The organism is Jannaschia sp. 2305UL9-9 (assembly GCF_041403465.1).
Lineage (GTDB): Bacteria > Pseudomonadota > Alphaproteobacteria > Rhodobacterales > Rhodobacteraceae > Jannaschia.
Genome location: NZ_JBGEHM010000004.1, coordinates 85,294 through 108,091, shown reverse-complemented (window position 1 = coordinate 108,091; position 22,798 = coordinate 85,294). Strand labels below are relative to the sequence as shown.

20 protein-coding genes are annotated in these 22,798 nt (G+C 64.2%); 13 read left to right on the top strand and 7 right to left on the bottom strand.

Annotation, left to right across the window (positions count from 1 at the left end):
* Window positions 1-81 precede the first annotated feature (81 nt).
* A complete protein-coding gene (locus V6N07_RS15495; protein WP_371157412.1) occupies window positions 82-1,656 on the top strand; it encodes a 2-isopropylmalate synthase in 1,575 nt (524 codons plus the stop codon).
* Window positions 1,657-1,695: 39 nt separating this feature from the next.
* Here V6N07_RS15495 and V6N07_RS15490 read toward each other — a convergent pair whose 3' ends face one another.
* Window positions 1,696-2,556: a metalloregulator ArsR/SmtB family transcription factor gene (locus V6N07_RS15490; protein ID WP_371157410.1), complete on the bottom strand. Its 861-nt coding sequence runs from the start codon at window positions 2,554-2,556 to the stop codon at window positions 1,696-1,698.
* Between the two features lie 227 nt (window positions 2,557-2,783).
* On the opposite strand from V6N07_RS15490, the gene V6N07_RS15485 reads away from it, so the two are divergent.
* From V6N07_RS15485 to V6N07_RS15455, 7 genes are all read left to right on the top strand, one after another.
* A complete protein-coding gene (locus V6N07_RS15485) occupies window positions 2,784-3,821 on the top strand; it encodes a rod shape-determining protein (RefSeq protein ID WP_371157408.1) in 1,038 nt (345 codons plus the stop codon).
* Between the two features lie 36 nt (window positions 3,822-3,857).
* Entirely contained in the window at window positions 3,858-4,763 is a 906-nt protein-coding gene (gene mreC, locus V6N07_RS15480; protein ID WP_371157406.1) for a rod shape-determining protein MreC, read from the top strand.
* A 3-nt stretch (window positions 4,764-4,766) separates the two neighbouring features.
* The gene (locus V6N07_RS15475) at window positions 4,767-5,294 is read left to right on the top strand and encodes a rod shape-determining protein MreD (protein WP_371157404.1); all 528 of its coding nucleotides are present in this window, start codon (window positions 4,767-4,769) and stop codon (window positions 5,292-5,294) included.
* Between the two features lie 60 nt (window positions 5,295-5,354).
* Window positions 5,355-7,292 carry a penicillin-binding protein 2 gene (mrdA, locus tag V6N07_RS15470; protein ID WP_371157402.1) on the top strand — a complete coding sequence of 646 codons (1,938 nt, stop codon included), beginning with the start codon at window positions 5,355-5,357 and terminating at the stop codon, window positions 7,290-7,292.
* Complete coding sequence (gene rodA, locus V6N07_RS15465; RefSeq protein ID WP_371157400.1) at window positions 7,292-8,458, top strand: rod shape-determining protein RodA; 1,167 nt, start codon at window positions 7,292-7,294, stop codon at window positions 8,456-8,458. Before mrdA ends, rodA begins: the two co-directional genes overlap by 1 nt.
* Window positions 8,459-8,577: 119 nt before the next feature.
* Window positions 8,578-9,492 (top strand): ring-cleaving dioxygenase, encoded by a 915-nt coding sequence (locus tag V6N07_RS15460; protein ID WP_371157398.1) that lies wholly within the window; start codon window positions 8,578-8,580, stop codon window positions 9,490-9,492.
* Window positions 9,489-10,094, top strand: a complete 606-nt coding sequence (locus V6N07_RS15455; protein ID WP_371157396.1) for an alpha/beta hydrolase — start codon at window positions 9,489-9,491, stop codon at window positions 10,092-10,094. The genes V6N07_RS15460 and V6N07_RS15455 overlap by 4 nt, the downstream gene beginning before the upstream one ends.
* Before the next feature lie 63 nt (window positions 10,095-10,157).
* Here V6N07_RS15455 and V6N07_RS15450 read toward each other — a convergent pair whose 3' ends face one another.
* Window positions 10,158-10,940, bottom strand: a complete 783-nt coding sequence (locus V6N07_RS15450; protein ID WP_371157394.1) for a Bax inhibitor-1 family protein — start codon at window positions 10,938-10,940, stop codon at window positions 10,158-10,160.
* 249 nt (window positions 10,941-11,189) lie between these two features.
* Here V6N07_RS15450 and V6N07_RS15445 point away from each other — a divergent pair, with 249 nt between their 5' ends.
* Window positions 11,190-12,083 (top strand): LysR family transcriptional regulator, encoded by an 894-nt coding sequence (locus tag V6N07_RS15445; protein ID WP_371157393.1) that lies wholly within the window; start codon window positions 11,190-11,192, stop codon window positions 12,081-12,083.
* Here V6N07_RS15445 and V6N07_RS15440 read toward each other — a convergent pair.
* Window positions 12,040-12,999, bottom strand: a complete 960-nt coding sequence (locus V6N07_RS15440) for an NADPH:quinone oxidoreductase family protein (RefSeq protein WP_371157391.1) — start codon at window positions 12,997-12,999, stop codon at window positions 12,040-12,042. The two genes, V6N07_RS15445 and V6N07_RS15440, sit on opposite strands and share 44 nt — an antisense overlap.
* Window positions 13,000-13,299: 300 nt before the next feature.
* Here V6N07_RS15440 and V6N07_RS15435 point away from each other — a divergent pair, with 300 nt between their 5' ends.
* The 3 genes from V6N07_RS15435 (at window position 13,300) to V6N07_RS15425 (ending at window position 15,829) form a co-directional block, all read left to right on the top strand.
* Window positions 13,300-13,659 carry a helix-turn-helix domain-containing protein gene (locus tag V6N07_RS15435; RefSeq protein ID WP_371157389.1) on the top strand — a complete coding sequence of 120 codons (360 nt, stop codon included), beginning with the start codon at window positions 13,300-13,302 and terminating at the stop codon, window positions 13,657-13,659.
* 69 nt (window positions 13,660-13,728) lie between these two features.
* On the top strand, window positions 13,729-14,514 hold the full coding sequence (gene hisN / locus V6N07_RS15430) for a histidinol-phosphatase (protein WP_371157387.1): 786 nt from the start codon (window positions 13,729-13,731) through the stop codon (window positions 14,512-14,514).
* Complete coding sequence (locus V6N07_RS15425; protein WP_371157385.1) at window positions 14,507-15,829, top strand: 8-oxoguanine deaminase; 1,323 nt, start codon at window positions 14,507-14,509, stop codon at window positions 15,827-15,829. Before hisN ends, V6N07_RS15425 begins: the two co-directional genes overlap by 8 nt.
* Here the strand turns inward: V6N07_RS15425 and V6N07_RS15420 are convergent.
* Window positions 15,826-16,443: a thymidine kinase gene (locus V6N07_RS15420; protein ID WP_371157384.1), complete on the bottom strand. Its 618-nt coding sequence runs from the start codon at window positions 16,441-16,443 to the stop codon at window positions 15,826-15,828. The genes V6N07_RS15425 and V6N07_RS15420 overlap by 4 nt on opposite strands.
* 312 nt (window positions 16,444-16,755) lie before the next feature.
* On the opposite strand from V6N07_RS15420, the gene V6N07_RS15415 reads away from it, so the two are divergent.
* Window positions 16,756-17,217 carry a hypothetical protein gene (locus V6N07_RS15415; protein WP_371157382.1) on the top strand — a complete coding sequence of 154 codons (462 nt, stop codon included), beginning with the start codon at window positions 16,756-16,758 and terminating at the stop codon, window positions 17,215-17,217.
* Here the strand turns inward: V6N07_RS15415 and V6N07_RS15410 are convergent.
* From V6N07_RS15410 to carB, 3 genes are all read right to left on the bottom strand, one after another.
* Window positions 17,214-18,347 (bottom strand): beta-ketoacyl-ACP synthase III, encoded by a 1,134-nt coding sequence (locus V6N07_RS15410; protein WP_371157380.1) that lies wholly within the window; start codon window positions 18,345-18,347, stop codon window positions 17,214-17,216. The genes V6N07_RS15415 and V6N07_RS15410 overlap by 4 nt on opposite strands.
* 102 nt (window positions 18,348-18,449) lie before the next feature.
* Window positions 18,450-18,968, bottom strand: coding sequence for a DUF2726 domain-containing protein (locus V6N07_RS15405; RefSeq protein WP_371157378.1), 519 nt, complete (start codon window positions 18,966-18,968; stop codon window positions 18,450-18,452).
* Window positions 18,969-19,255: 287 nt separating this feature from the next.
* Window positions 19,256-22,591: a carbamoyl-phosphate synthase large subunit gene (carB, locus tag V6N07_RS15400; protein ID WP_371157377.1), complete on the bottom strand. Its 3,336-nt coding sequence runs from the start codon at window positions 22,589-22,591 to the stop codon at window positions 19,256-19,258.
* Between the last annotated feature and the right edge of the window lie 207 nt (window positions 22,592-22,798).

Genomic DNA, 22,798 nt, shown 5'->3' with positions numbered 1-22,798 from the left:
TCCTGAGCGTGCCATCTGGCGCGACCGCTCGGGAGGGACGCAGCGCCAGACAAGAAACCAGACAGTATCAGGATCATCGCCATGACTTCCCCCGCTTCCATACCCGACTCCCGCGTTGTCATCTTCGACACGACCCTGCGCGATGGCGAGCAATCGCCCGGCGCCACCATGACCCATGCCGAAAAGCTGGAGATCGCGTCCATGCTGGACGAGATGGGCGTGGACATCATCGAGGCGGGCTTTCCCATCGCCTCCGATGGTGACTTCGCCGCCGTGTCCGAGATCGCCAAGGCTGCGCAATCTGCCACGATCTGCGGTCTGGCCCGTGCGAACCTGCGCGACATAGACCGCTGCTGGGAGGCGGTGAAGCACGCCAGATCGCCGCGCATCCATACGTTCATCGGCACCTCGCCCCTGCACCGTGCCATTCCGAACCTGACCAAGGACGAGATGGCGGAGCGCATCCACGAAACGGTGACCCACGCCCGCAACCTGTGCGACAACGTGCAATGGTCGCCCATGGATGCGACGCGGACGGAGTGGGATTACCTCGCCCGCGTGGTCGAAATCGCGATCAAGGCGGGGGCCAGCACGATCAACATTCCCGACACCGTCGGCTATACCGCGCCCAACGAAAGTGCCGCGTTGATCCGCCGCCTGATTGCCGAGGTTCCGGGCGCGGAGGACGTGATCTTCGCCACCCATTGCCACAACGATCTGGGCATGGCGACGGCCAACTCCCTCGCCGCGGTCGAGGGCGGTGCACGGCAGATCGAGTGCACGATCAACGGTTTGGGTGAGCGGGCGGGCAACACCGCGCTGGAAGAGGTCGTGATGGCGCTGAAGGTGCGTCACGACATCATGCCCTTCACCACCGGCATCGACGCGACCAAGCTGATGGCCATCTCGCGCCGGGTCAGTGCTGTTTCCGGATTCACGGTGCAGCCCAACAAGGCGATCGTCGGCAAGAATGCCTTTGCCCACGAAAGTGGCATCCACCAGGACGGCATGCTCAAGAATGCCGAAACGTTCGAGATCATGCGCCCCGAGGATGTCGGCCTGACCGAGACATCGCTGGTGATGGGCAAGCATTCGGGTCGTGCGGCCCTGCGCTCCAAGCTGGCGGAGCTGGGCTATGAGGTCGAGGGCAACCAGCTGGCCGATGTCTTCGTGCGGTTCAAGGCGCTGGCCGACCGCAAGAAGGAAATCTACGACGACGACCTGATCGCCCTGATGCAGGACGAGGAGCGGCAGGCCGAGGATCGCATCAAGGTCGAAAAGCTGCGGGTCGTCTGTGGCACCGGGGGACAGGCCGAGGCGGAGCTGACGCTGATGATCGACGGCAATGCGCAATCGTCCGAGGCGAATGGCGATGGTCCGGTCGATGCGGCCTTCAACGCGGTCAAGGCCCTGATCGACCACGAGGCGCGCCTGCAGCTGTACCAGGTGTCCGCCGTGACCGAGGGAACGGATGCGCAGGCAACCGTGACCGTCCGGATGGAAGAGGACGGTCGCATCGTGTCCGGTCAGTCGGCCGATACCGACACCGTGGTTGCCAGTGTCCGCGCCTATGTCAACGCGCTGAACCGTCTGCTGGTCCGGCGGGAAAAGGCCGGCACCGATGCGCGGGAGATCAGCTACAAGGACGTTGGCTGACAGCGTGGGCCCGGCGGTGCGATCGCCGGGCCCGTCCCGTCAGGCATCCGCCGCGTCCTGTTGCAAGCCGATCTCGTCGACGGCGGATTGCAGGGCCATGCGATCCAGCTGATCGAACGGCAGGGACGTGAAGGCGACGATGCGATTGCGCAGCGCGCCATACGCCTGCTGAAAGGCGAGGGCCTTTGCGCCATCGGTGCCCGTCATCTTGACCGGATCCGGCGTGCTCCACTGTGAGGTGATCGGAATGCCGCCCCACGGGGCGCAGACCTCGTTGGCGGACCGGTCACAGACCGTGAACACGAAATCCAGCTTGGGCGCATCCTCGCCCCGGAACTCTGCCACGTCCTTGGCGCGCAGGGGGGTGGTGTCGATTCCCTTGTCGTGCAGCAGGGACACGGCACAGGCATTGAGTTCCGACTTCGGATCGAGACCGGCGGAATAGGCGACGAAGCGATCGCCGGCGATTTCGCGCAGGATGCTTTCGGCAAAGATCGACCGGGCAGAATTTCCCGAGCATACGAACAGGACGTTGTATTTTCTGTCTTCCATCAGGGGGCGCTCCAACAGGGTGGGGGTGGTCAGAAGATCGGTCGGCAAGCACAGGTCGACACGCCCGCGGCAGCAGTCGACCAGAAGAGTCCCAAACATTTCGCGCACGGCCGCGAGGTCGATCGCGTAGGACAGCGTCGTCCCGCGTCGGCGCTGCGACAGCAGGCCGACGCGCCGCAGCGCCGCCAGATGCGTCGACAGGGTGCTGGCCGGCAGGCCCAGCACAGTCGCGATTTCCCCCGCCGGCAGGCGATCCGGAAAGCGCGACATCAAAAGGCGGAATACGGCCAGCCGGGCAGGGTGGCCAAGCTGCGTCAGGGTCTGAGACAGGTCGGTAAGTTTTTCCATATTTCTAGAATATAGGAAATATAAATTGAAGCAAGCCATATCGCGGTAGCAGTGTCGTCGGGTTCGCCGGGGTTGGCCCGGGTCGGGGTCGCATAGGGGTCAGGGTCGGCAATGCTCTGCCGACCGTGGGGAAACCTATACTGGCACCCGGGGGTGGAACCCGCTACACCGCGCAAAACCCTCCGGGCGCACGGCTTCGGGGGCCGGTACGGTTTGGGGAATACGACATGTCTATTTTCGGCAGCCTGTTCAGCAGTGACATGGCCATCGACCTCGGCACGGCGAACACACTGGTTTACGTGAAGGGGAAGGGAATCGTCCTCAACGAGCCGTCGGTCGTCGCATACCACATGAAGAACGGCCGCAAGGAAGTTCTGGCGGTGGGTGAGGATGCCAAATTGATGCTGGGCCGGACCCCCGGCAGCATCGAGGCGATCCGACCCATGCGCGAAGGCGTCATCGCCGATTTTGACACCGCCGAAGAGATGATCAAGCACTTCATCCGCAAGGTGCACAAGCGGTCGACCTTTACCAAGCCCAAGATCATCGTCTGCGTGCCGCATGGCGCAACCCCGGTCGAAAAACGGGCGATCCGCCAGTCGGTTCTGGGCGCCGGTGCACGCAAGGCCGGCCTGATCGCGGAACCGATCGCCGCCGCCATCGGGGCGGGTATGCCGATCACGGACCCGACCGGCAGCATGGTCGTCGATATCGGTGGTGGCACGACCGAGGTCGCCGTCCTGTCCCTTGCCGATATCGTCTACGCCCGGTCGATTCGCGTTGGCGGCGATCGCATGGATGAAGCCTTGATCAGCTATCTGCGACGTCACCAGAACCTGCTGGTGGGTGAGGCCACGGCAGAGCGGATCAAGAAGGAGATCGGCACCGCGCGCATGCCCGAGGATGGGCGCGGCGAGGTGATGCGGATCCGTGGTCGCGACCTGCTGAACGGTGTGCCGAAAGAGACGGAGATCAGCCAGGCGCAGGTCGCCGAGGCGCTGGCCGAACCGGTGCAGCAGATCTGCGAAGGCGTGATGACCGCCCTCGAATCGACCCCTCCCGACCTTGCTGCCGACATCGTCGACCGCGGCGTGATGCTGACGGGTGGTGGCGCATTGCTCGGGGAACTGGACCTCGCCCTGCGCGAGCAGACGGGCCTCGCCATTTCCGTTGCGGACGAAAGCCTGAACTGTGTCGCACTCGGTACCGGCAAGGCCCTGGAATACGAGCGGCAGTTGAGCCACGTCATCGATTACGAGAGCTAGACGCGCGGCCCCACGGTGGGGCAGCAAGGATGAACCATGGCGCGCAACCAGTCTTCGGATGAAATCTATCACCGTCCCCTGCGACGTCTGATGATCGTGATCCTCTGCGTCGTCCTGATGGGTCTGACCCTGCTCTGGCGTATCGACAACCCGCGGGCGGAGCGTATCCGCGCGGGCCTCATCGACCGTGTCGTCCCCTCGTTCGAATGGGCGCTGGCGCCGGTGACATGGATGGGGCGCCTGATCGAGGATTTCGAAGGCTACGCAAGGGTCTATGAACAGAATCAGGAATTGCGCCGCGAGTTGCAGCGGATGCAGGTCTTCCGCGAGGCCGCCATTCAGCTGGAACAGGAAAACGCGCGATTGCTGGACCTCAACAAGGTGCGGCTGTCCCCTGATCTGACCTATGTGACCGGCGTGGTCCTGACCGACAGCGGCTCGCCCTTCCGGCGATCGGTCCTGTTGAACATCGGCGCGGATGCACAGGTCCTGGACGGGCAGGCCGCCATGGACGGCCTGGGGCTGGTCGGACGTATTGCCGGTGTGGGGGCGCGGACGGCACGGGTGATCCTGTTGACCGACGGCAACAGCCGCATTCCGGTAACGATCCAGCCTTCCGGCAAGCGGGCAATCCTGGCCGGTGACACGACGGCTGCGCCGGCGCTGGAATTCGTGGAAAACCCCGAGGACGTGCGCGCGGGCGACCGCATCGTCACAAGTGGCGACGGGGGCGTCTTTCCGCCCGATCTGCTGGTCGGGCAGGTGGTGCGCGCGACCGATGGCCGTTTGCGGGTGCGCCTTGCCGCCGACACCGGCCGGCTGGAATTCCTGCGCGTCCTGCGCACGCGCGAACCGGCCAGAATCGACACGACCGGCACGCTGATTACACCGGCATCGGGCCCGGAACAGGGGCCGCCCGCACCGTTGCCCGAAGACGGATAGGCGATGATCAACTCTTCGATCTGGGGATATCGGGCGCTGTTCGCGGGGCTGACCTTCGCGTTCATGTTCTTTGCCCTGTTGCCGTTCGGACGGTCGGACGGGTCGCTGCCCGCACCCGATATCATGCTCGGGCTTGCATTCGTCTGGGTGCTGCGGCGCCCTGACTACGTGCCGGTCTGGCTGTTGGTGCCGCTTCTTCTATTGGCGGATGTTCTGTTGATGCGCCCGCTGGGGCTTTGGACCCTGCTCGTGTTCCTGTCGTCGGAATATCTGCGCCGCCGGGTCGATCACAGCGAGGTGCAGACCTTCGGGGCCGAAATCGCATTGGTCACGATGACGATCATCGGGGTATTCGTTGCAAACCACCTGATACTTCTGCTGCTTCTTGCCGAAACGGCACCGCTTCTGGATCAGGCATTGCACGCGGGGGCGACGATTGTTTTCTATCCGTTGATCACGATATTATCCCAGTGGATCGGGGTGCGCCGTCTCGCCCCCGGAGAGCTCGACTCCCTTGGAACCCGCGCCTGACGATCCCGCCCGTCGTCGTCGTCCGAAGCGCGCGACCCTGTCACAAGACCAGAGGATGCCATGAAACGCACGCCGCAGGAACAATTGCTGTCCAGCCGCCAGGTGACGCGCCGGTCCCTGATCGCGGGCGGCGGCATGGTGGCCTTCGGCGGCCTGCTGGTGGCGCGCATGAACCATCTGCAGGTGGATCAGGCGGATGAATTCCTGCTGCTGGCCGAAGAGAACCGCATCAAGGTGCGCCTGCTGGCACCGGCGCGCGGCATCATCTTCGACCGCAACGGCCGCACCCTTGCGGGCAACGAACAGATCTACCGGGTCTCGATGATCCGCGAGGACGCAGACGACGTCGACCGAGTCATCACCCATCTGCGCGGCCTCGTCCGTCTGGACGAGGAGACGCTGCAGCGCGCGCTGCGCGAGATGGACCGCCGTCCGCATCAGGCGGTCACGTTGGCCGACCGCCTGACCTGGGAAGAATTGTCCACGATCGCGGTGAACGTCCCCGCCTTGCCGGGAGTCACGCCCGAGGTCGGGCTCAGCCGGGTCTATCCGCTGGGGCAGGATTATGCCCATGTCATCGGGTATGTCGGCCGCGTGTCGCAGCGCGATCTGGAGAACGAGGAGGATACCGATCCGCTGCTGCAGACACCGCAGTTCCAGATCGGCAAGATCGGCGCGGAACGGTCATTGGAAGGCGTCCTGCGCGGGCGTGCAGGTTCGCGGCGGGTGGAACAGAATGCCGCTGGCCGCATCATGCGCGAACTGGGGCGCACGCCCGGCAGCTCCGGCAAGGATGTGCAGCTGACGATCGACGCCGCCTTGCAGAACTTCACGCAGGCGCGTCTGGGAGACGAAAGTGCGTCCGCCGTCGTGATGGACGTGCGCACCGGCGATGTCGTCGCCGCCGTATCCTCGCCCAGCTATGATCCGAACCTGTTCGTGTCCGGTATCTCGGTCCCCGATTATGCCGAGTTGCGCGACAACGATCACCGGCCTTTGCACAACAAGATCGTTCAGGGGCTCTATCCGCCCGGGTCGACCTTCAAGATGGTGACCCTGCTGGCCGCGCTGGAGGCCGGGGTTTCGGTCGATGAAACCGTCTATTGCCCCGGACACCTCGATGTCTCGAACCGTCGCTTTCACTGCTGGAAGCGGGGCGGGCATGGGCAGGTCGACGCCAGCAAGAGCCTGCGGGAAAGTTGCGACGTCTACTACTACGAGATGGCCCAGAAGGCCGGGATCGACCGGATCTCTGAGATGGCGCGCCGTCTCGGTCTGGGTGTGGAACACCCCATGGAAATGACCAGCGTGTCCGAAGGGTTGATCCCCGACCGCGAATGGAAGCGGACGCGCCGGGGCGAGGAATGGGTCGTCGGCGACAGTCTCAACGCCTCGATCGGTCAGGGTTTCGTTCTGGCGTCCCCGATGCAGCTTGCGGTGATGACGGCACGGATCGCATCAGGCCTCGATATCTCGCCGCGTCTGGTGCGGTCGGTCGGGGGCGAGGCGCGGCCTTCGGGCGTGAACGGTCCGCTCAAGATTTCGCGCAGCCTTCTCGATGCGGCGCGGCGCGGAATGTACGAGGTCGTCAACGCGCGTGGCGGGACCGCCGGGCGATCGGCGTTCGAACTCGCCGGAATGAAATGGGCCGGCAAGACCGGCACCAGCCAGGTTCGGAACATCACCGCAGCGGAACGCGCGCGTGGCGTATTCCGCAACGAGGATCTGCCGTGGAACCGACGCGATCATGCCCTGTTCGTCGGATACGCGCCCTATGATGATCCCAAGTACTCGATCTCCGTGGTGGTCGAACACGGCGGCGGCGGATCGACGGCGGCCGCACCGATCGCGCGGGATGTCATGCTGTTCGCCCTCGCCGGGGGGCTGCCCCCGATCGATGCCTATCCGCGCAGCCAACGAGGGGAGATCGAACAGATGCTGTCCGACCTGCCCATTAATCGCGGCCTGATGTCCGGGCCCGGCACCTCCGAGGCCTGATGAGCTATCTCGAATACAACGTCGCCCGCGTTCCGCAGGGTCTGCAAAAGGTGTTGGCCTTGAACTGGGCCCTGATCCTTCTGATCGCGGCGACGGCGGGCATCGGTTTCATCGTCCAGTATTCCGTCGCGGGCGGTTCCTGGAGATGGGCAGAGCCGCAGATGCAGCGCTTCATCCTCGGGCTGGCGGTCATGTTCACGACCGCGATGGTGCCGATCTGGTTCTGGCGCAACATTTCCGCCCTGATCTTTGCCATGACGCTGGTGCTTCTGCTTGCGGTCGAATTTGTCGGATCCACCGGGGGCGGGGCACAGCGATGGATCGATCTGGGGTTCATGCGGCTGCAACCGTCCGAACTCATGAAGGTATCGCTGGTCCTGATGCTGGCGGCCTACTACGACTGGTTGCCGCCCAGCAAAGTCAGTCGACCCATCTGGGTCCTCGTCCCCGTGGTGTTGATCCTGCTGCCGGTGTTTCTGGTCCTCAAGCAACCCGACCTTGGAACCTCCATCCTGCTGATCACGGGGGGCGGGGCGATCATGTTCCTTGCCGGGGTGCACTGGGCCTATTTCGCGACGGTCATCGCCGGGGGCGTGGGGCTGGTGACGGCGGTGATCAAGTCGCGGGGCACCGACTGGCAACTGATCAAGGATTATCAGTACCGCCGCATCGACACGTTTCTCGACCCCGAAAGCGACCCGCTGGGCGCCGGATACCACATCACGCAATCGAAGATCGCGCTCGGGTCCGGCGGTTGGACCGGCAAGGGGTTCATGCAGGGCACGCAGGCGCGTCTGAACTTCCTGCCCGAAAAGCATACCGACTTCATCTTCACGACCCTCGCGGAGGAGTTTGGCTTCGTCGGCGGCCTGTCCCTTCTGGTGCTGTATCTGCTCATCATCGGGTTCTGTATCGCCTCCGCCTTGCGGATGAAGGACCGGTTCGCATCGCTGGCGACACTTGGCATCGCGGTCGCGTTCTTTTTGTTCTTTGCGGTGAACATGTCGATGGTGATGGGGCTTGCTCCGGTGGTCGGCGTGCCGCTGCCATTGGTCAGCTATGGGGGATCCGCGATGCTGGTGCTGATGCTGGGCTTCGGCATCGTGCAATCGGCGCATGTACACCGCCCCCGTGCGGCCGGCGAGGGGCGGCTGCTGCGTCGGTGAGGAACCCGCAGGCCTGATGCCTTCTGTCAGCGCACGAACCATTGCTGTGCAGGGATCGGTCTTATGCTCCGGCACGGATGGTCTATCTGATCCTCAAGTCAAACGGAGGAGACAGCCCCATGACCAAGCACATGACCGGTCTGCACCATGTCACGGCCATTTCCGGCCCGCCGCAGGCGAACGTCGATTTCTTCACCAAGTTGATGGATCAGCGGTTGGTGAAGAAGACCGTCAATTTCGACGATCCCGGCACCTATCACCTGTATTACGGCAATCGCACCGCGGACCCCGGCACCATCCTGACGTTCTTTCCCTTCGTCGGTGCCGCCCCCGGCCGCGCAGGCAGCGGGACGGCCTCGGCCTATGGCTATTCCATCGGGGCGTCGGTGCTGGACCACTGGGCCGAGGAGGTGCGCGCCAAGGGCGCGCGGGTGTCCGACCCGGTGGAACGGTTCGGGCAGAGCGTCGTGACCGTCACCGACCCGGATGGCGCAGCGGTCGAACTGATCGCGGAGCCGGGCGATCACGGCCCGGCCGAGGGTGGGTTCCATTCGACGACCCTCTGGCTGGACGACATCGGGCCGACGCAGCGTTTGCTGGTCGATCACATGGGCTATGAAGAGGTCGGGCACGAGGCATCAGGCAAGGGAGAGCGGCTGCGACTGCAGGCCCCCGGCGATGCGCGTGGCACGATCGTCGACCTGTATCGGGAAGATGGCGCAGCGCGGGCACGGCAAGGGGCCGGGTCCATCCACCATGTCGCGTTCCGCGCGCTTGACGACGCCGATCAGCTGGATTGGCGCGACAGGATGATCGCGGCGGGGATGCAGGTCACGCCCGTCATCGATCGGCAGTATTTCAACGCGATCTACTTCCGTGAACCCGGCGGCGTACTGTTCGAGATTGCCACCGACCCGCCGGGCTTTACCCGCGATGAGCCGCTGGAAAGCCTCGGCCAGTCCCTGAAGCTGCCCAAGAAGTACGAAGGGATGCGCAACCGGATCGAACAGGCCCTGCCGAGGATCGACACATGATCCGTGGCCTTGTCCTGATCCACGGGCGGGGCGGGTCGGGCCGCGACATGCGCGGCCTGATCGGACCACTGGGCGCCGAGGGCATGGAGATCGCCACGCCCGAGGCGCCGGGCAACAGCTGGTGGCCGACCAGCTTTCTTGCGCCCGCCGCGCAGATGGCGGGACCTTTGGACGCAGGCCTCGCAGCCGTGGATGAGGCGGCCCGGAGCCTTGGCCTGCCGCGCGATGCCGTCGCCCTCGTCGGGTTCAGTCAGGGGGCCTGCCTTGCGCTGGAATACGCCGCGCGGCGGGGGGCGGGTCTTGGCGCCGTGATTGCCCTGTCAGGTGGTCTTGTCGGGCAAGGGGATGAGGGGGATCCGACGGATGCCCTCTATGGTCACTGCGACAAGGCGTTCGACTACGACGCCGACCTGACCGGCCTGCGCGCCCTGATCACCTGTCATGAGGCGGATCCGCATATCCCGCTGGCCCGTGCGATCACGTCCGAGGCGGTGCTGGACCGATTGGGTGCGACCGCCCGCCTGATCATGCATCCGGGACCGGGGCACCAACCCATGCAGGACGGGATCGTGGCGGCACGGGAGATTCTGCACGCGGCGTGAAACGGCCACCCGGAACGAAAAAGGGCCGCCCGAAGGCGGCCCTTTGCGTGTCTGATGGTCGCGTTATTCGCGGTTCCCGAAGAGCGACAGCAACATCATGAACATGTTGATGAAGTTCAGGTAGAGCGACAGCGCGCCCATGATCGCGGCCTTGCCCAGCCACTCCGTATCGCCATGGGCTGCGTGGGCGACATACTCGGTCTTGATACGCTGCGTGTCGTAGGCGGTGAGGCCCGCGAAGATCAGGACACCGATCGCCGAGATGGCGAAGGCCAGCGCCGAGGAGGCGAGGAAGATGTTGACGACCATCGCGACGATCAGGCCGATCAGGCCCATCATCAGGAAGGTGCCCATCGCCGACAGGTCCTTCTTGGTCGTGTAGCCATAGAGCGACAGTGACGCGAAGGCGATCGAGGTGATCAGGAAGATCTGCGCGATCGATGTGCCGGTGTAGACGAGGAAGATCGAAGAGATCGACAGGCCCATGACGGCAGCGAAGGCATAGAACACCAGCTGCGCGGTGGCGGCCGACATCTTGTTGATCATCGCGGACAGGCCGAAGACGAAGGCCAGCGGAGCCAGCATCACGACCCACTTGAGGGGCGACGCGTAGAGCGCATAGCCAAGCTGCGTCAGATACGTATCCGCGCTGAGCTGTGCGGCAGCGGCGGACGGGTCCGAAGTGACAGCCAAGCCGGAAATGGCCCAGGCGGCGGCAAAGGTGATGAGCATGCCCACGGACATCGTGCCGTAGACCTTGTTCATGTGGGCGCGCAGGCCCTGATCGATCTGCTCGGCGCGGGCGCCGGAGATTGAACCGGTCCGCAGGGCGTCGAATTGTGCCATGGAACTCCTCCAAAGGTGGAACATCGGGCCAGGCGGAATGCCTGACCTCTCTGGTGGGAATATCGGCGTGGCCGGGATGTAATTCAAGCGGGCAATTTCTAAGAAACGACTGAGTCCGATTGATTTTGGCTATGGTTTCACCCCCAGCCACCTATCGCGTCGATTTCACCATCGGTGATGGGGTGATCAGATATTTCAATTTCCGGAATGATCGAGCCCGGGGTACCATGTTCCTGAAAGGAGCATCCGATGGCACGAAATCTCGACCTGACCGCCTTGCGCGCCTTCGCGACCGTCGCCTCCACCGGGGGCGTGACGCGCGCGGCAAGTCTCTTGAACCTGACGCAGTCGGCCGTCTCGATGCAGGTCAAGCGGCTGGAGGAGGCGCTGGACGTGGCCTTGCTGGAACGGACGGGGCGCGGCATGCGCCTGACACCGGATGGTGAAACGGCGCTCGGCTATGCGCGCCGCATGCTGGACCTGAACGACGAGGTTCTCGACCGGATGCGTGATGCCGCCCCGGAGGGAGAGATCCGTCTGGGGGTGCCCCATGATATCGTTCCGCGCTGCATTCCTGCCGTGCTGCGCGCGTTCGCGGCCGAATACCCGCGCGTGCGCATCGTCCTGACTTCCAGCAATACGCTGGATCTGCACGAAAGGTTCGCGGAAGGGACCTGTGACGTCATCCTGACGACAGAAGCCGCCCCGAGGCCGGGCGGAGAGGAGTTGATCCGACTACCGCTGGTCTGGGTCGGCGCAGAAGGCGGGATCACGTGGATGCAACGCCCCCTGCGACTTGCGTTCTGTGGCGCATGCCTGTTCCGGGCGCGCGTGCAGTCGGCGCTGGATGAACAGGACATCGCGTGGGAAATGGCCCTGACGGCGGAAGACAGCAGCGCCATCGACGTCAGCGTATCGGCGGATCTTGCGATCCACGCGCTGATCGAGGGGTTCGAGACGGCGGATCAACAGACCATCCATCATGGGGGTGCCCTGCCGGAGATCGGTGACGTCGGCATTTCGCTCTATGCGTCCACGACGGGTCGGAACATCGCCCGCGACGCATTGCTGGAGATCATCCGAAAGACCTATGGCGGGCTCAGGTCGTCACGACGACCTTCCCCGTCGATTGCCGCGTCCTGAGCAGATCCAGCGCCTCTGGCGCGCGGTCGAGGGGCAAGACGTGGCTGACATGGGGGTCCAGTCGCCCCGCCTCGTACATCGCGAACAGGTCCGCGATGCTTTCGGTCACGACAGAGGGCTGAAAGCCTAGGTAGCCCCCCCAGTAGACACCCATCACGTCGACGTTCTTGACCAGCAGATGGTTCGCCTTGATCTGCGGCACGGTTCCGCTGGCGAAGCCGATGACGAGGATGCGACCGCCCGGATTCGTGGCATGAAAGGCGGCGTCGAACGCGGACCCGCCAACGGCATCGTAGACGACATCGGCTCCGCCAAGGGCACGTATCCGATCGCGCAGGTCGGGCACCTCCGCATCGATCAGATGCGTCGCCCCGTGATCACGGGCGATGGCCAACTTTTCGGGGCCGCGCGCAACGGCCACGACCTCCGCACCGATCCGTGCGCCCAGTTCCACGGCCGTCAGGCCGACACCCCCCGCGGCGCCCAGAACCACGAGGCGTTCGCCTGCGCGCAGCCTTGCCCGATGGGTCAGCGCCACGTGGCTTGTGGAATAGGCGACGATGAAACCGGCCGCGACGTCGGCGGGCATCCCATCCGGCACCGGCACGCAGCGATCGGCGGGAAAGCGGCCGACCTGGGCCAGGCCGCCGGACCCGCCGAACACGGCCACGCGGGTTCCGACCGTGGGCGTGACAACCCCGTCGCCGGTGGCCGTGACCGTGCCGCATACTTCCATCCCCGGCACGAATGGCACCGCGGGCGTGTCCTGATAGGTGCCCTTGATCATCAACAGATCCGCAAAGTTCAGGCCGCAGGCTTCGACCGCGATCTGAACCTGCCCGGCGGCGGGATGCGGGGCCGGCACGTCACGCAGGACCGGGGCGGTCCCCGAGGTTTCGACGATCCAGGCACGCATGTCGGTCTCCTCCCGCGTAAACGCAAAGCGTATTTTCAAACCTATAGGGTGCGCGATCGCAATGCGATAGGCGCGATGATGAAATGGCGTTGAAAGGGTCGGATAGTCATCAGATATCAATGTGTTGCGACATGGCGGGGTAGGGTAGGGGGACTGCGTTCCTGTACCCGCCGCACCCGATACGACTTTCTTGCAAAAGTGCTTATCCATTGGGGGCGATGGCATGGTTGCACGGGTCTTGGCAAAAACAACCTGCAGGCGATCCGCGGAGGTGGGCGCCACGACTTCGGAGGACTGCCCATGACACATCCTGTTGATATCCATGTCGGCAAGCGGATCCGGCACCGCCGGTGGCTTGTCCAGATGACGCAGAAGGATCTTGCGGACCGGGTAGGCATCAAGTTCCAGCAGATCCAGAAATACGAGACAGCGGCAAACCGCGTGTCGGCCTCGCGCCTATGGGAGATTGCGCAGGCATTGGAGGTGCCGGTCGGCTTTTTCTTCGAAGGTGTCGGCGACGCATCGGATGACATCGCCTCCTTCGACGTTCTGTCCGACCGGGAAACCGCCGATCTGGTCCGCAGCTATCACCGCATGCCGGAGCAGCAGCGCCGCCGCCTGTTCGATCTGGCGCGGGTGATGTCGGACGACGCGGCATAGAGCCGTCACCTTGACCGGCCCTGCGGGTCCGTGCATCCCGCAGCCAGACTTCGTCCTTTGGGAGCAGACATGCACGAGCCAGACCTGACCGACTTGCGCGTCACTGCCCACCGATTGGCCGAGGCGGCGCGCGAGATAACCCTGAAGCATTTCCGGACCCCGCTGAGCGTGATCTCCAAGCGGGCGGATTTCGATCCCGTGACGGAGGCCGATCGGCAGGCCGAGGCGGCGATGCGCGACATCCTTGCCAAGGTGCGCCCCGACGATGCGATCCTCGGCGAGGAGCAGGGGATCAAGGCAGGGACATCCGGCCTGACATGGGTGCTGGACCCGATCGACGGAACGCGCGGCTATATTTCCGGTACGCCGACGTGGGGCGTCCTGATCGCGGTGCAGGATGCGACCGGACCGATCTACGGCATGATCGATCAGCCGTTCACCGGCGAGCGTTTCGAAGGTGCCGCAGGCCGGGCCACGTGGACGCGCGGGACGGACAGCCATCCGATTGCCGTGCGCGACACGACCGACCTGTCGCAGGCGACCATCCTCACGACCTTTCCCGAGGTCGGCACGGCGAAGGAGGGCGCAGCCTTTCACCGGCTTGCGAACGGTTGTCGTCTGACCCGCTATGGCATGGATTGCTATGGCTATGCGTTGTTGGCGGCGGGGCATGTCGATCTGGTGGTCGAGGCGGGATTGCAGCCCTACGACATCGCCGCGCCGATCGCGGTGATCGAGGCGGCGGGCGGCATGGTGACGGACTGGCAGGGCGGGTCGGCCCACGATGGCGGACAGGTCCTCGCCGCGGCCACCCCGGCATTGCATGCAAAGGCGATGGAGCATCTGAATGGCTGAGATCTGTCTTCGCGGGGGGGCCGTCTGGCAACCGGACGGATCGACCCTTTCGGCAGACATTGCCATGCGCGATGGCGTGATCACCGCCATCGGACCGGATCTGCCGACATCGGGGACGGACGTTTCGGCGCGTGGCTGTCTTGTGACGCCCGGCCTCGTGAATACGCATCACCACCTGTATCAAACGCTGACACGGGCCGTGCCGGCGGGGCAGGACGCCCTGTTGTTCGGGTGGCTGCGCACGCTTTATCCCATCTGGGCGCGGTTCACGCCGGACCACATGCACGTGGCCACGCAACTGGGCCTTGCCGAACTGGCATTGTCGGGCTGCACCACGTCGTCCGATCATCTTTACCTCTATCCGAACGGGGTGCGTCTGGAGGATACGATCCACGCGGCGGCAGAGGTCGGCCTGCGGTTTCACCCGACCCGCGGATCCATGTCCATCGGGCAAAGTGACGGGGGCCTGCCCCCCGATACGCTGGTCGAAAAGGAAGATCGCATCCTCGAAGACAGTATCCGGGTGGTCGACGCCTTCCATGACGCGTCCCCCGGCGCGATGTGCCGTGTCGGCCTCGCACCCTGTTCCCCCTTTTCCGTCAGCCGCGATCTGATGCGCGAGACTGCCGTTCTGGCCCGTGACAAAGGCGTTCGACTGCATACGCACCTTGCCGAAAACGATGAGGACGTCGCCTATTCCCTGTCCACCTTCGGCTGTCGCCCGGGCACCTATGCCGAGGATCTGGGCTGGACCGGTGAGGACGTCTGGCACGCCCATTGCGTCAAACTGGACGCGACCGAGATCGACCTGTTTGCGCGCACGCGAACGGGCGTGGCCCATTGTCCGTGCTCCAATTGCAGGCTTGGGTCCGGTATCGCCCCGCTTCGCGAAATGCTAAATGCCGGGGTGCCGGTGGGGTTGGGGGTGGACGGTTCCGCGTCCAACGACATGGCCAGCCTGATCGGCGAGGCGCGGCAGGCCATGCTGTTGCAACGGGTCACGCGGGGGGCCGATGCGATGTCCGGGGCGGAGGCGATGCGTGTGGCCACCACCGGTGGCGCGGCGGTCCTCGGGCGGGATGATATCGGCGTCATCGCCCCCGGCTATCGTGCCGACCTTGCGGTCTGGGACGTCTCGGGCATCGATGCGGCAGGCAGTTGGGACACAGCCGCCCTTCTGCTGGCCGGTCCGCGCCGGGTACGCGATCTGTTCGTCGAAGGACGTCAGATCGTTCGTGACGGCGCAATCACCACGATCGACCTGCCGCGCCTGATCGCTCGTGCCGAGGCAATGGTGCGGGACCTGATGGCTTAGACAGCGTGCCCTGTTGGCCTTACGCCTCGGGGGGGGCGGTCGCCGATACGTTCGCGGTAGTGACGCCGGCAGAGGCTGATGTATCGGTCGTTGCCGCCCACTTCGACCTGGGCACCGGTGGTCAGTGCCTCGCCATTCGCATCGACGCGGATCACCATCGTTGCCTTGCGACCGCAGTGACAGATCGTTCGGACTTCGCGCATCTCATCGGCCAAAGCCAGAAGGGCGGCGGACCCGGGAAACAGCTCACCCCTGAAATCGACGCGCAGGCCATAGGCCATGACCGGCACATTCAGGTCGTCGACGACGCGCGCCAATTGCCAGACCTGGTCCCGCGACAGCCACTGCGCTTCGTCGATCAGCACGCAGGCCACGGGACCTTCGCCCAGACGGGTCGCGATCATCTGATGCAGATCACTGTCGGTGGCATAGGTGTCCGCCTCTGCCGAGATCCCGATCCGGCTTGCAATGCGGCCCTTGCCCGCGCGGTCATCGAAATTCGCCGTCAGCAGATAGGTCTGCATCCCCCGTTCGATATAGTTGTAGGACGCTTGCAGCAGCAGGGTGCTCTTGCCCGCGTTCATGGTGGAATAATGGAAATAGAGCTTGGCCATGCCCCTGCTCCTGCCCGCGATGGCCGAAAAAGGGAAGCCTTCGCAACGCCCGGGGCAGGGGCCGCTGCGCAAAAGAAGGCCCGACGCCTGCACCAGCAACGTGGGGCGTGGCGAAACCGGAATTGCACCATTTGCGCGCATGGCCGTCCGGGCATTTCAGCCATTCTTCAGATCAACGGCGCAGCCCGGCTCATCCGGTCGCGGATACGGCAAAGCGGGACACGTGCGGTGTGTCACAGGACCGTCATGGGCGATGACGACGATCTTTCCCCAACGACAATCGCGGTGCTAGAGTAAGACAGGGAGAGCCCGATGACCGCCGACATTGCGACCTATCTGAAACGCCATACGGAAGCCTTGGTAAAGGACGTCGGCGTTGCCGCAGCTTGCGAGATCACGGGCAAGTCCAAGGCAACGATCGGCCGCTATTACGCAACGCACGAGGAGCATGCGGAGCGCTTCATGCCGATCGACGCCGTTGCCTTGCTCGAGGCCGAGGCCAGCTATCCCCATGTGACCGTAGCGCTGACCGAACTGCACACGGTCACCCGCAGCAGGGCCGCGGCCGTCGCTGATGCCGCGGGCGGGATCGGCCATGATGTCGCGGTGCTGTCGCAACGCTTTGCGCATCTGATGGGTGCCTACGCCGAGGCGATGGAGACGAGCGCCATCACACCCGGCGAAGCCAAGCAGTTGCTGCAAGAGACGCTGGAGCTTCAGAAGGTCCTTGTCGACATGAAGGTACGCCTTCAGATCGAGGCAGTCGAGGGTTAGCCGCCCTTGCGCGTCACGACGACGGACCCGACGGAATAGCCCGCCCCGAACGAACAGATCAGCCCGCGTTCGCCGGAAATCAGATCCGCGGAATGCTTGGCGAAGGCGATGATGGATCCGGCCGATGACGTGTTCGCATAATCCTGAAGGATGTTGGGCTGTTCTTCCGCGGTGGGTGTCCGCCCGAGGACCTTCCTGCCGATGAAGTCGTTCATCGACTTGTTCGCCTGATGCAGCCACAACCGTTTCAAATCGTCCGCGTTCAGCCCCTCATCGGCAAGGTGATCGGCGATATGGGCCGAAACCATGGGCAGCACTTCCTTGAAGACGCGGCGCCCATTTTGCACGAACTGCATGTCGCGGCGGTCGTCCATCTGATCGCGCGTCCGCCGCAGGAACCCGTCGTTGTTGCGGATGTTGTTCGAGAATTGCGTCGCGCACCGCATGCTGTCCACGGTAAAGCGTGGCCCCGTGGCAAGGTCGTCCCGTTCGAGGACAACGGCGGTGCAGACATCACCAAAGATAAAATGGCAGTCGCGGTCGCGCCATTCGAGATGTGCCGAGCAGATTTCCGGGTTCACCACGATGGCCCGCCGGATGCTGCCCGCGCGGATCATGTCCGCCGCCGCCTGGATCCCGAAAGTCGCGGACGAGCAGGCAACGTTCATGTCGAACGCAAAGCCGCCGGTGCCCAGCAGGGCCTGTATCTCGATCGCGACAGCCGGATAGGCACGTTCATGATTCGAGGCGGCGCAGATCACGGCGTCGATCTGTCCTGCGTCTATGCCAGCCATGGCAAGGGCGTCGGTGCAGGCGTGAACCGCCATCTCGGCCATCTGGCCCGGGTCATCATCGGCACGCGCGGACAGGCGGGGATACATGCGGTCGGGGTCCAGAACCCCCGATTTGTCCAGAACGAAACGCTGTTCTATCCCGCTGGCCGACTTGATGAAATCCGCGCTGGAATGTGGGACGGGCGCATATGTGCCCGCGGCGATCTCATCGGCGTGAAGGGCGTTCTGCCTGTCGGCATAGGCGTTGAAAGCGACGACCAATTCGTCGTTCGTAATGACCTGAGAGGGGGTAAATACCCCGGACCCGGTGATCGCGGCACGAATGTCTTTGGTCATGTCACCTCTCAAATCCCGGCAATGGCTAGGGTTTGTCGGGTCACACGTGTCTGCCGTCGGCCTCCGACCGGGTCAAGCGCCGGGCGGCCAAGTGCCGTGGGGTCAGTTTCGCCGTGACGGCCCCTGATGTGCCATGTCGGTGGCGATCGCGGCAAGTCGGCTTTCGATCGCGTCGCGATCATCATCCCAGCCGCAGACCCCGTGCAGCATCATCAGCGGCAGGCCCGCGCGTTCGAACAGCTTTATCTTCGTCGCGACGCGTTGCCGGGTCGCGCGGTCGGGCATGTCTTCGGTGGCATGATCGAGGGCGAGGACGGGGTGCGCCGCCCGATCGAGAAGAAGGATGTCCACACGCTCGTGGGACAAGGCGCTGCGCGCGCCCGTCGAGTGTCGCGATCTGCGCCCGTCCCGCACGCTGAACACGGAGCCGAGCGCCACGGACGGCGCGATGTGCAGGGCATTCGAGTGGGCGAGTCGCGACAGCCTGACGAACACCCATTCCCGCACCTCGGCACGCTGCGCTTCGGTAAAGGCCGCATCGGCCAAGCGCCCCTTGCGGGGCAGCGGGATGAGGGTGCGAAGCACATCAAGGGGCGACGCGGCTAGGGATAGTTCGGGCATCTCGGCGCAGTCCTTAGTCAAAACCTGTCCTGTCAGGATCGCGGGGGACGGCGGCGGAAATCGGGCGCCTGAGGGTCGGAAGGGGGTCTGGAAGGCCCCGCAGTCCATTCGGTTTTAATCAAAGTTCTGCAGATCCGGGCAGGGCAGGGCCCGCGTCTTCACCCATTGCCACGCCAATAGGGCATACGCCGCGGCCGACAGCCGGGTGGCCAGAGCGGCGTACAGGTCCATCGAAGGGGCAGGAGTCAGGGATGACCCGATCCGCCCCTCCGACGTGTTGCGCGGGTCTACTGAAGGGACCGCACTTCCAGATCACCTTCGACGCGTGCCTGCATCGCGAGGGCCGCGGCATGCGATCCGGCCAACGTGGTGAAATACGGAATACGGTCCATCAAGGCGACATTGCGCATCGACCGGCTGTCTTCGACCGCCTGCGACCCTTCGGTAGTATTCATGACCAGGACAATCTCGCCGTCCTTCATGACGTCGATGACCGTGCGGCCCCCTTCGTGCGCCTTGTTGACATGGCGCGATTCGATGCCGTGACGGGCAAGGTATTCTGCCGTGCCCGACGTGGCGAGGATGCTGAAGCCCATATCCGTCAGAAGGGAGGCCGTCTGGACCAGCTGCTTCGTCTTGTCCTCGGGCTTGATCGACAGGAACACGGTGCCGGATTCGGGCAGGGTCACACCGGCCCCCATCTGTGCCTTGAGGAAGGCACGCGCAAAGCTGCGGTCCCATCCCATGACCTCGCCGGTGGAGCGCATTTCCGGCCCGAGCAGGGTGTCGACGCCGGGGAAGCGCGCGAAAGGCAGCACGGCTTCCTTGACCGAGAACCACGGCGTGTCGGGGTGCGACAGCATCATCGTATCCCCCATCGGCACATGAGCGATTTCGGCATCGGCGGGATAGGGGTCGCGCAAGGGGAAGTTCGACAGCGGTTCACCCGCCATCAGGCGCGACGCGATCGACGCGATGGCGGAATCGACCGCCTTGGCCACGAATGGCACGGTCCGCGAGGCGCGGGGATTGACCTCGATCAGGTAGACTTCTGGCCCGGTGTCGGGGTGATCCTTGACGGCGAATTGAACGTTCATCAGGCCGACGACGCGCAGTGCCTTGGCCAATGCCTCGGTCTGATGGCGAATGGTGTTGATGACGTCCTGCGACAGCGTATGGGGCGGAAGGCAGCAGGCGCTGTCGCCGGAGTGGACGCCCGCCTCCTCGATATGCTGCATGATGCCCGCGACATGCACGTTTTCGCCATCGGACAGGGCGTCGACATCCACCTCGATCGCGCCGGACAGGTAGCTGTCGAGCAGGACGGGCGAGTCGCCGCTGACGACGACGGCGTCACGGATGTAGCGTTCCAGTTGTGCGGTATCGCGGACGATCTCCATCGCGCGCCCGCCCAGGACGTAGGAGGGGCGGATGACCAGCGGATAGCCCAGTTCCTCTGCCCGGATCCGGGCTTCGTCGTCGGAATGGGCGATGGCGTTCTTCGGCTGCTTCAGGCCAAGCTGCGTGACGAGGGCGCTGAAACGCTCCCGGTCCTCGGCAAGGTCGATGGCGTCCGGCGTGGTGCCGAGGATGGGAATACCGGCGTCGTGCAGGGCATTCGCGAGCTTGAGCGGTGTCTGCCCGCCGAACTGGACGATCACACCGTGCAAGGTGCCGTTCGCCTGTTCGATCCGCAGGATCTCCATCACGTGCTCGAATGTCAGCGGCTCGAAATACAGACGGTCCGAAGTATCATAATCCGTGCTCACCGTCTCCGGGTTGCAGTTGATCATGATCGTCTCATAGCCCGCATCCGACAGCGCAAAGCACGCATGACAGCAGCAATAGTCGAACTCGATCCCCTGGCCGATGCGGTTCGGTCCGCCGCCCAGGATGACGACCTTCTTGGCGTCCGTGGGACGGGATTCGCATTCCGCCTCGCCCATGACGGGGGCTTCGTAGGTCGAATACATGTAAGGCGTCTGCGCTTCGAATTCGGCTGCGCAGGTGTCGATACGTTTGAATTGTGCAACCACGCCGAGGTTCTGGCGCGCCCGGCGGACGTTGTCCTCGGTCCGGCCGGTCAGCTTGGCAAGCCGTGCATCGGTAAAGCCGTATTGTTTGAGACGTCTAAGTCCGGCTTCCTCGACCGGCAGGCCGTTGGCCCGAACTTCGGCCTCCAAGTCTATGATTTCACGGATGCGGGCAAGGAACCACGGGTCGAACATCGTGACGGCCCGAATGTCGTCATCGGACAAGCCATGGCGCATGGCCTGCGCGATCACGCGAATGCGGTCCGGGGTCTGTCGGCCAAGGGCGGCCTTGATGGCAGCGGGGTCCTCGGAAAGTTCGATTTCGTCAAACCCGGTCAGCCCGGTTTCCATCGATGCCAAGGCCTTCTGCATGGACTCGTGGAAGGTGCGGCCAATGGCCATGACCTCGCCCACCGACTTCATCGCCGTGGTCAGCAGAGGCTCCGATCCGGGGAACTTCTCGAAGGCGAAGCGCGGGATCTTGGTCACGACATAGTCGATCGTCGGTTCGAAGGATGCAGGGGTGACGCGGGTGATGTCGTTGTCCAGCTCGTCCAGCGTATAGCCTACGGCCAGCTTGGCGGCGATCTTTGCGATGGGGAAGCCCGTTGCCTTGGATGCCAGCGCGGAGGAGCGGGACACCCGGGGGTTCATCTCGATCACGACCATGCGTCCGTCGGCCGGGTTGACGGCCCATTGCACATTCGACCCGCCCGTCTCGACACCGATTTCGCGCAGCACGTTGATGCTGTGCGTGCGCATGACCTGGTATTCCTTGTCGGTCAGCGTCAGGGCAGGGGCGACCGTGATGCTGTCGCCGGTATGAACGCCCATTGGATCGACGTTCTCGATGGCGCAGACGATGATGGCGTTGTCGGCCTTGTCCCGCACGACCTCCATCTCGTATTCCTTCCAACCCAGAAGGCTCTCGTCGATGAGGATCTGCGCCATGGGCGAGGCTTCAAGACCGGACCGGCAGATGCGCTCGAAATCGGCGCGGTTGTAGGCTACGCCCCCCCCCGTCCCGCCAAGGGTGAAAGCAGGGCGGATGATCGCGGGCAGGCCGACATGTTCGAGGGCGTCCATCGCCTCGTCCATCCCGGCGCGGATGTCATAGCGGCCATCGTCCTTCTTCGGGGCGGCGATGATGACGGCCTTGGGGTTCTCGATTCCAAGGCGATCCATCGCCTCGCGGAAAAGCTTGCGATCCTCGGCCATCTCGATCGCCTCGCGGCGCGCACCGATCAATTCGACATTGAACTTCTCGAGGATTCCCATGTCATCGAGGGCGAGCGACGTGTTCAGGCCCGTCTGGCCGCCCATCGTCGGAAGCAGGGCGTCGGGACGCTCCTTCTCGATGATGCGGGCCACGACGTCGGGGGTGATCGGTTCGATGTAGGTCGCGTCGGCCAGCCCCGGATCGGTCATGATCGTCGCGGGGTTGGAATTGACGAGAATGACGCGGTATCCTTCCTCGCGCAGGGCCTTGCAGGCCTGTGCACCGGAGTAATCGAACTCGCACGCCTGCCCGATCACGATTGGGCCTGCACCGATGATCATGATCGACTGGATGTCGGTCCGTTTAGGCATCGTGCTTTCCCCGTATAGAGCCAAATTGTCGTGCGTTTAGGGGCGCGGGCGTGGGGGTGCAACCCCGCCCGCATGTGCGCGCCCCTTTGTTCGACAATTAACACGGAACCGAACGGCTTTCGGCGGCGTTTGCCCGAAATCGGTTTAGGGCACCGTTAATCTTATGGTGCCTAGCCTGAGGGTGCCTTGCACCCGTACCGCAAGGAT

Bases quoted from the DNA above. Each gene is read 5' to 3' on its own strand.
- hisN (WP_371157387.1), top strand. From the start codon at position 13,729: ATGCACGAGCCAGACCTGACCGACTTGCGCGTCACTGCCCACCGATTG.
- carB (WP_371157377.1), bottom strand. From the start codon at position 22,591: ATGCCTAAACGGACCGACATCCAGTCGATCATGATCATCGGTGCAGGC.
- V6N07_RS15410 (WP_371157380.1), bottom strand. From the start codon at position 18,347: ATGACCAAAGACATTCGTGCCGCGATCACCGGGTCCGGGGTATTTACC.
- V6N07_RS15450 (WP_371157394.1), bottom strand. From the start codon at position 10,940: ATGGCACAATTCGACGCCCTGCGGACCGGTTCAATCTCCGGCGCCCGC.
- V6N07_RS15405 (WP_371157378.1), bottom strand. From the start codon at position 18,968: ATGCCCGAACTATCCCTAGCCGCGTCGCCCCTTGATGTGCTTCGCACC.
- V6N07_RS15435 (WP_371157389.1), top strand. From the start codon at position 13,300: ATGACACATCCTGTTGATATCCATGTCGGCAAGCGGATCCGGCACCGC.
- V6N07_RS15420 (WP_371157384.1), bottom strand. From the start codon at position 16,443: ATGGCCAAGCTCTATTTCCATTATTCCACCATGAACGCGGGCAAGAGC.
- V6N07_RS15475 (WP_371157404.1), top strand. From the start codon at position 4,767: ATGATCAACTCTTCGATCTGGGGATATCGGGCGCTGTTCGCGGGGCTG.
- V6N07_RS15495 (WP_371157412.1), top strand. From the start codon at position 82: ATGACTTCCCCCGCTTCCATACCCGACTCCCGCGTTGTCATCTTCGAC.
- V6N07_RS15445 (WP_371157393.1), top strand. From the start codon at position 11,190: ATGGCACGAAATCTCGACCTGACCGCCTTGCGCGCCTTCGCGACCGTC.
- V6N07_RS15440 (WP_371157391.1), bottom strand. From the start codon at position 12,999: ATGCGTGCCTGGATCGTCGAAACCTCGGGGACCGCCCCGGTCCTGCGT.
- V6N07_RS15425 (WP_371157385.1), top strand. From the start codon at position 14,507: ATGGCTGAGATCTGTCTTCGCGGGGGGGCCGTCTGGCAACCGGACGGA.
- V6N07_RS15455 (WP_371157396.1), top strand. From the start codon at position 9,489: ATGATCCGTGGCCTTGTCCTGATCCACGGGCGGGGCGGGTCGGGCCGC.
- mreC (WP_371157406.1), top strand. From the start codon at position 3,858: ATGGCGCGCAACCAGTCTTCGGATGAAATCTATCACCGTCCCCTGCGA.
- V6N07_RS15485 (WP_371157408.1), top strand. From the start codon at position 2,784: ATGTCTATTTTCGGCAGCCTGTTCAGCAGTGACATGGCCATCGACCTC.
- rodA (WP_371157400.1), top strand. From the start codon at position 7,292: ATGAGCTATCTCGAATACAACGTCGCCCGCGTTCCGCAGGGTCTGCAA.
- mrdA (WP_371157402.1), top strand. From the start codon at position 5,355: ATGAAACGCACGCCGCAGGAACAATTGCTGTCCAGCCGCCAGGTGACG.
- V6N07_RS15415 (WP_371157382.1), top strand. From the start codon at position 16,756: ATGACCGCCGACATTGCGACCTATCTGAAACGCCATACGGAAGCCTTG.
- V6N07_RS15460 (WP_371157398.1), top strand. From the start codon at position 8,578: ATGACCAAGCACATGACCGGTCTGCACCATGTCACGGCCATTTCCGGC.
- V6N07_RS15490 (WP_371157410.1), bottom strand. From the start codon at position 2,556: ATGGAAAAACTTACCGACCTGTCTCAGACCCTGACGCAGCTTGGCCAC.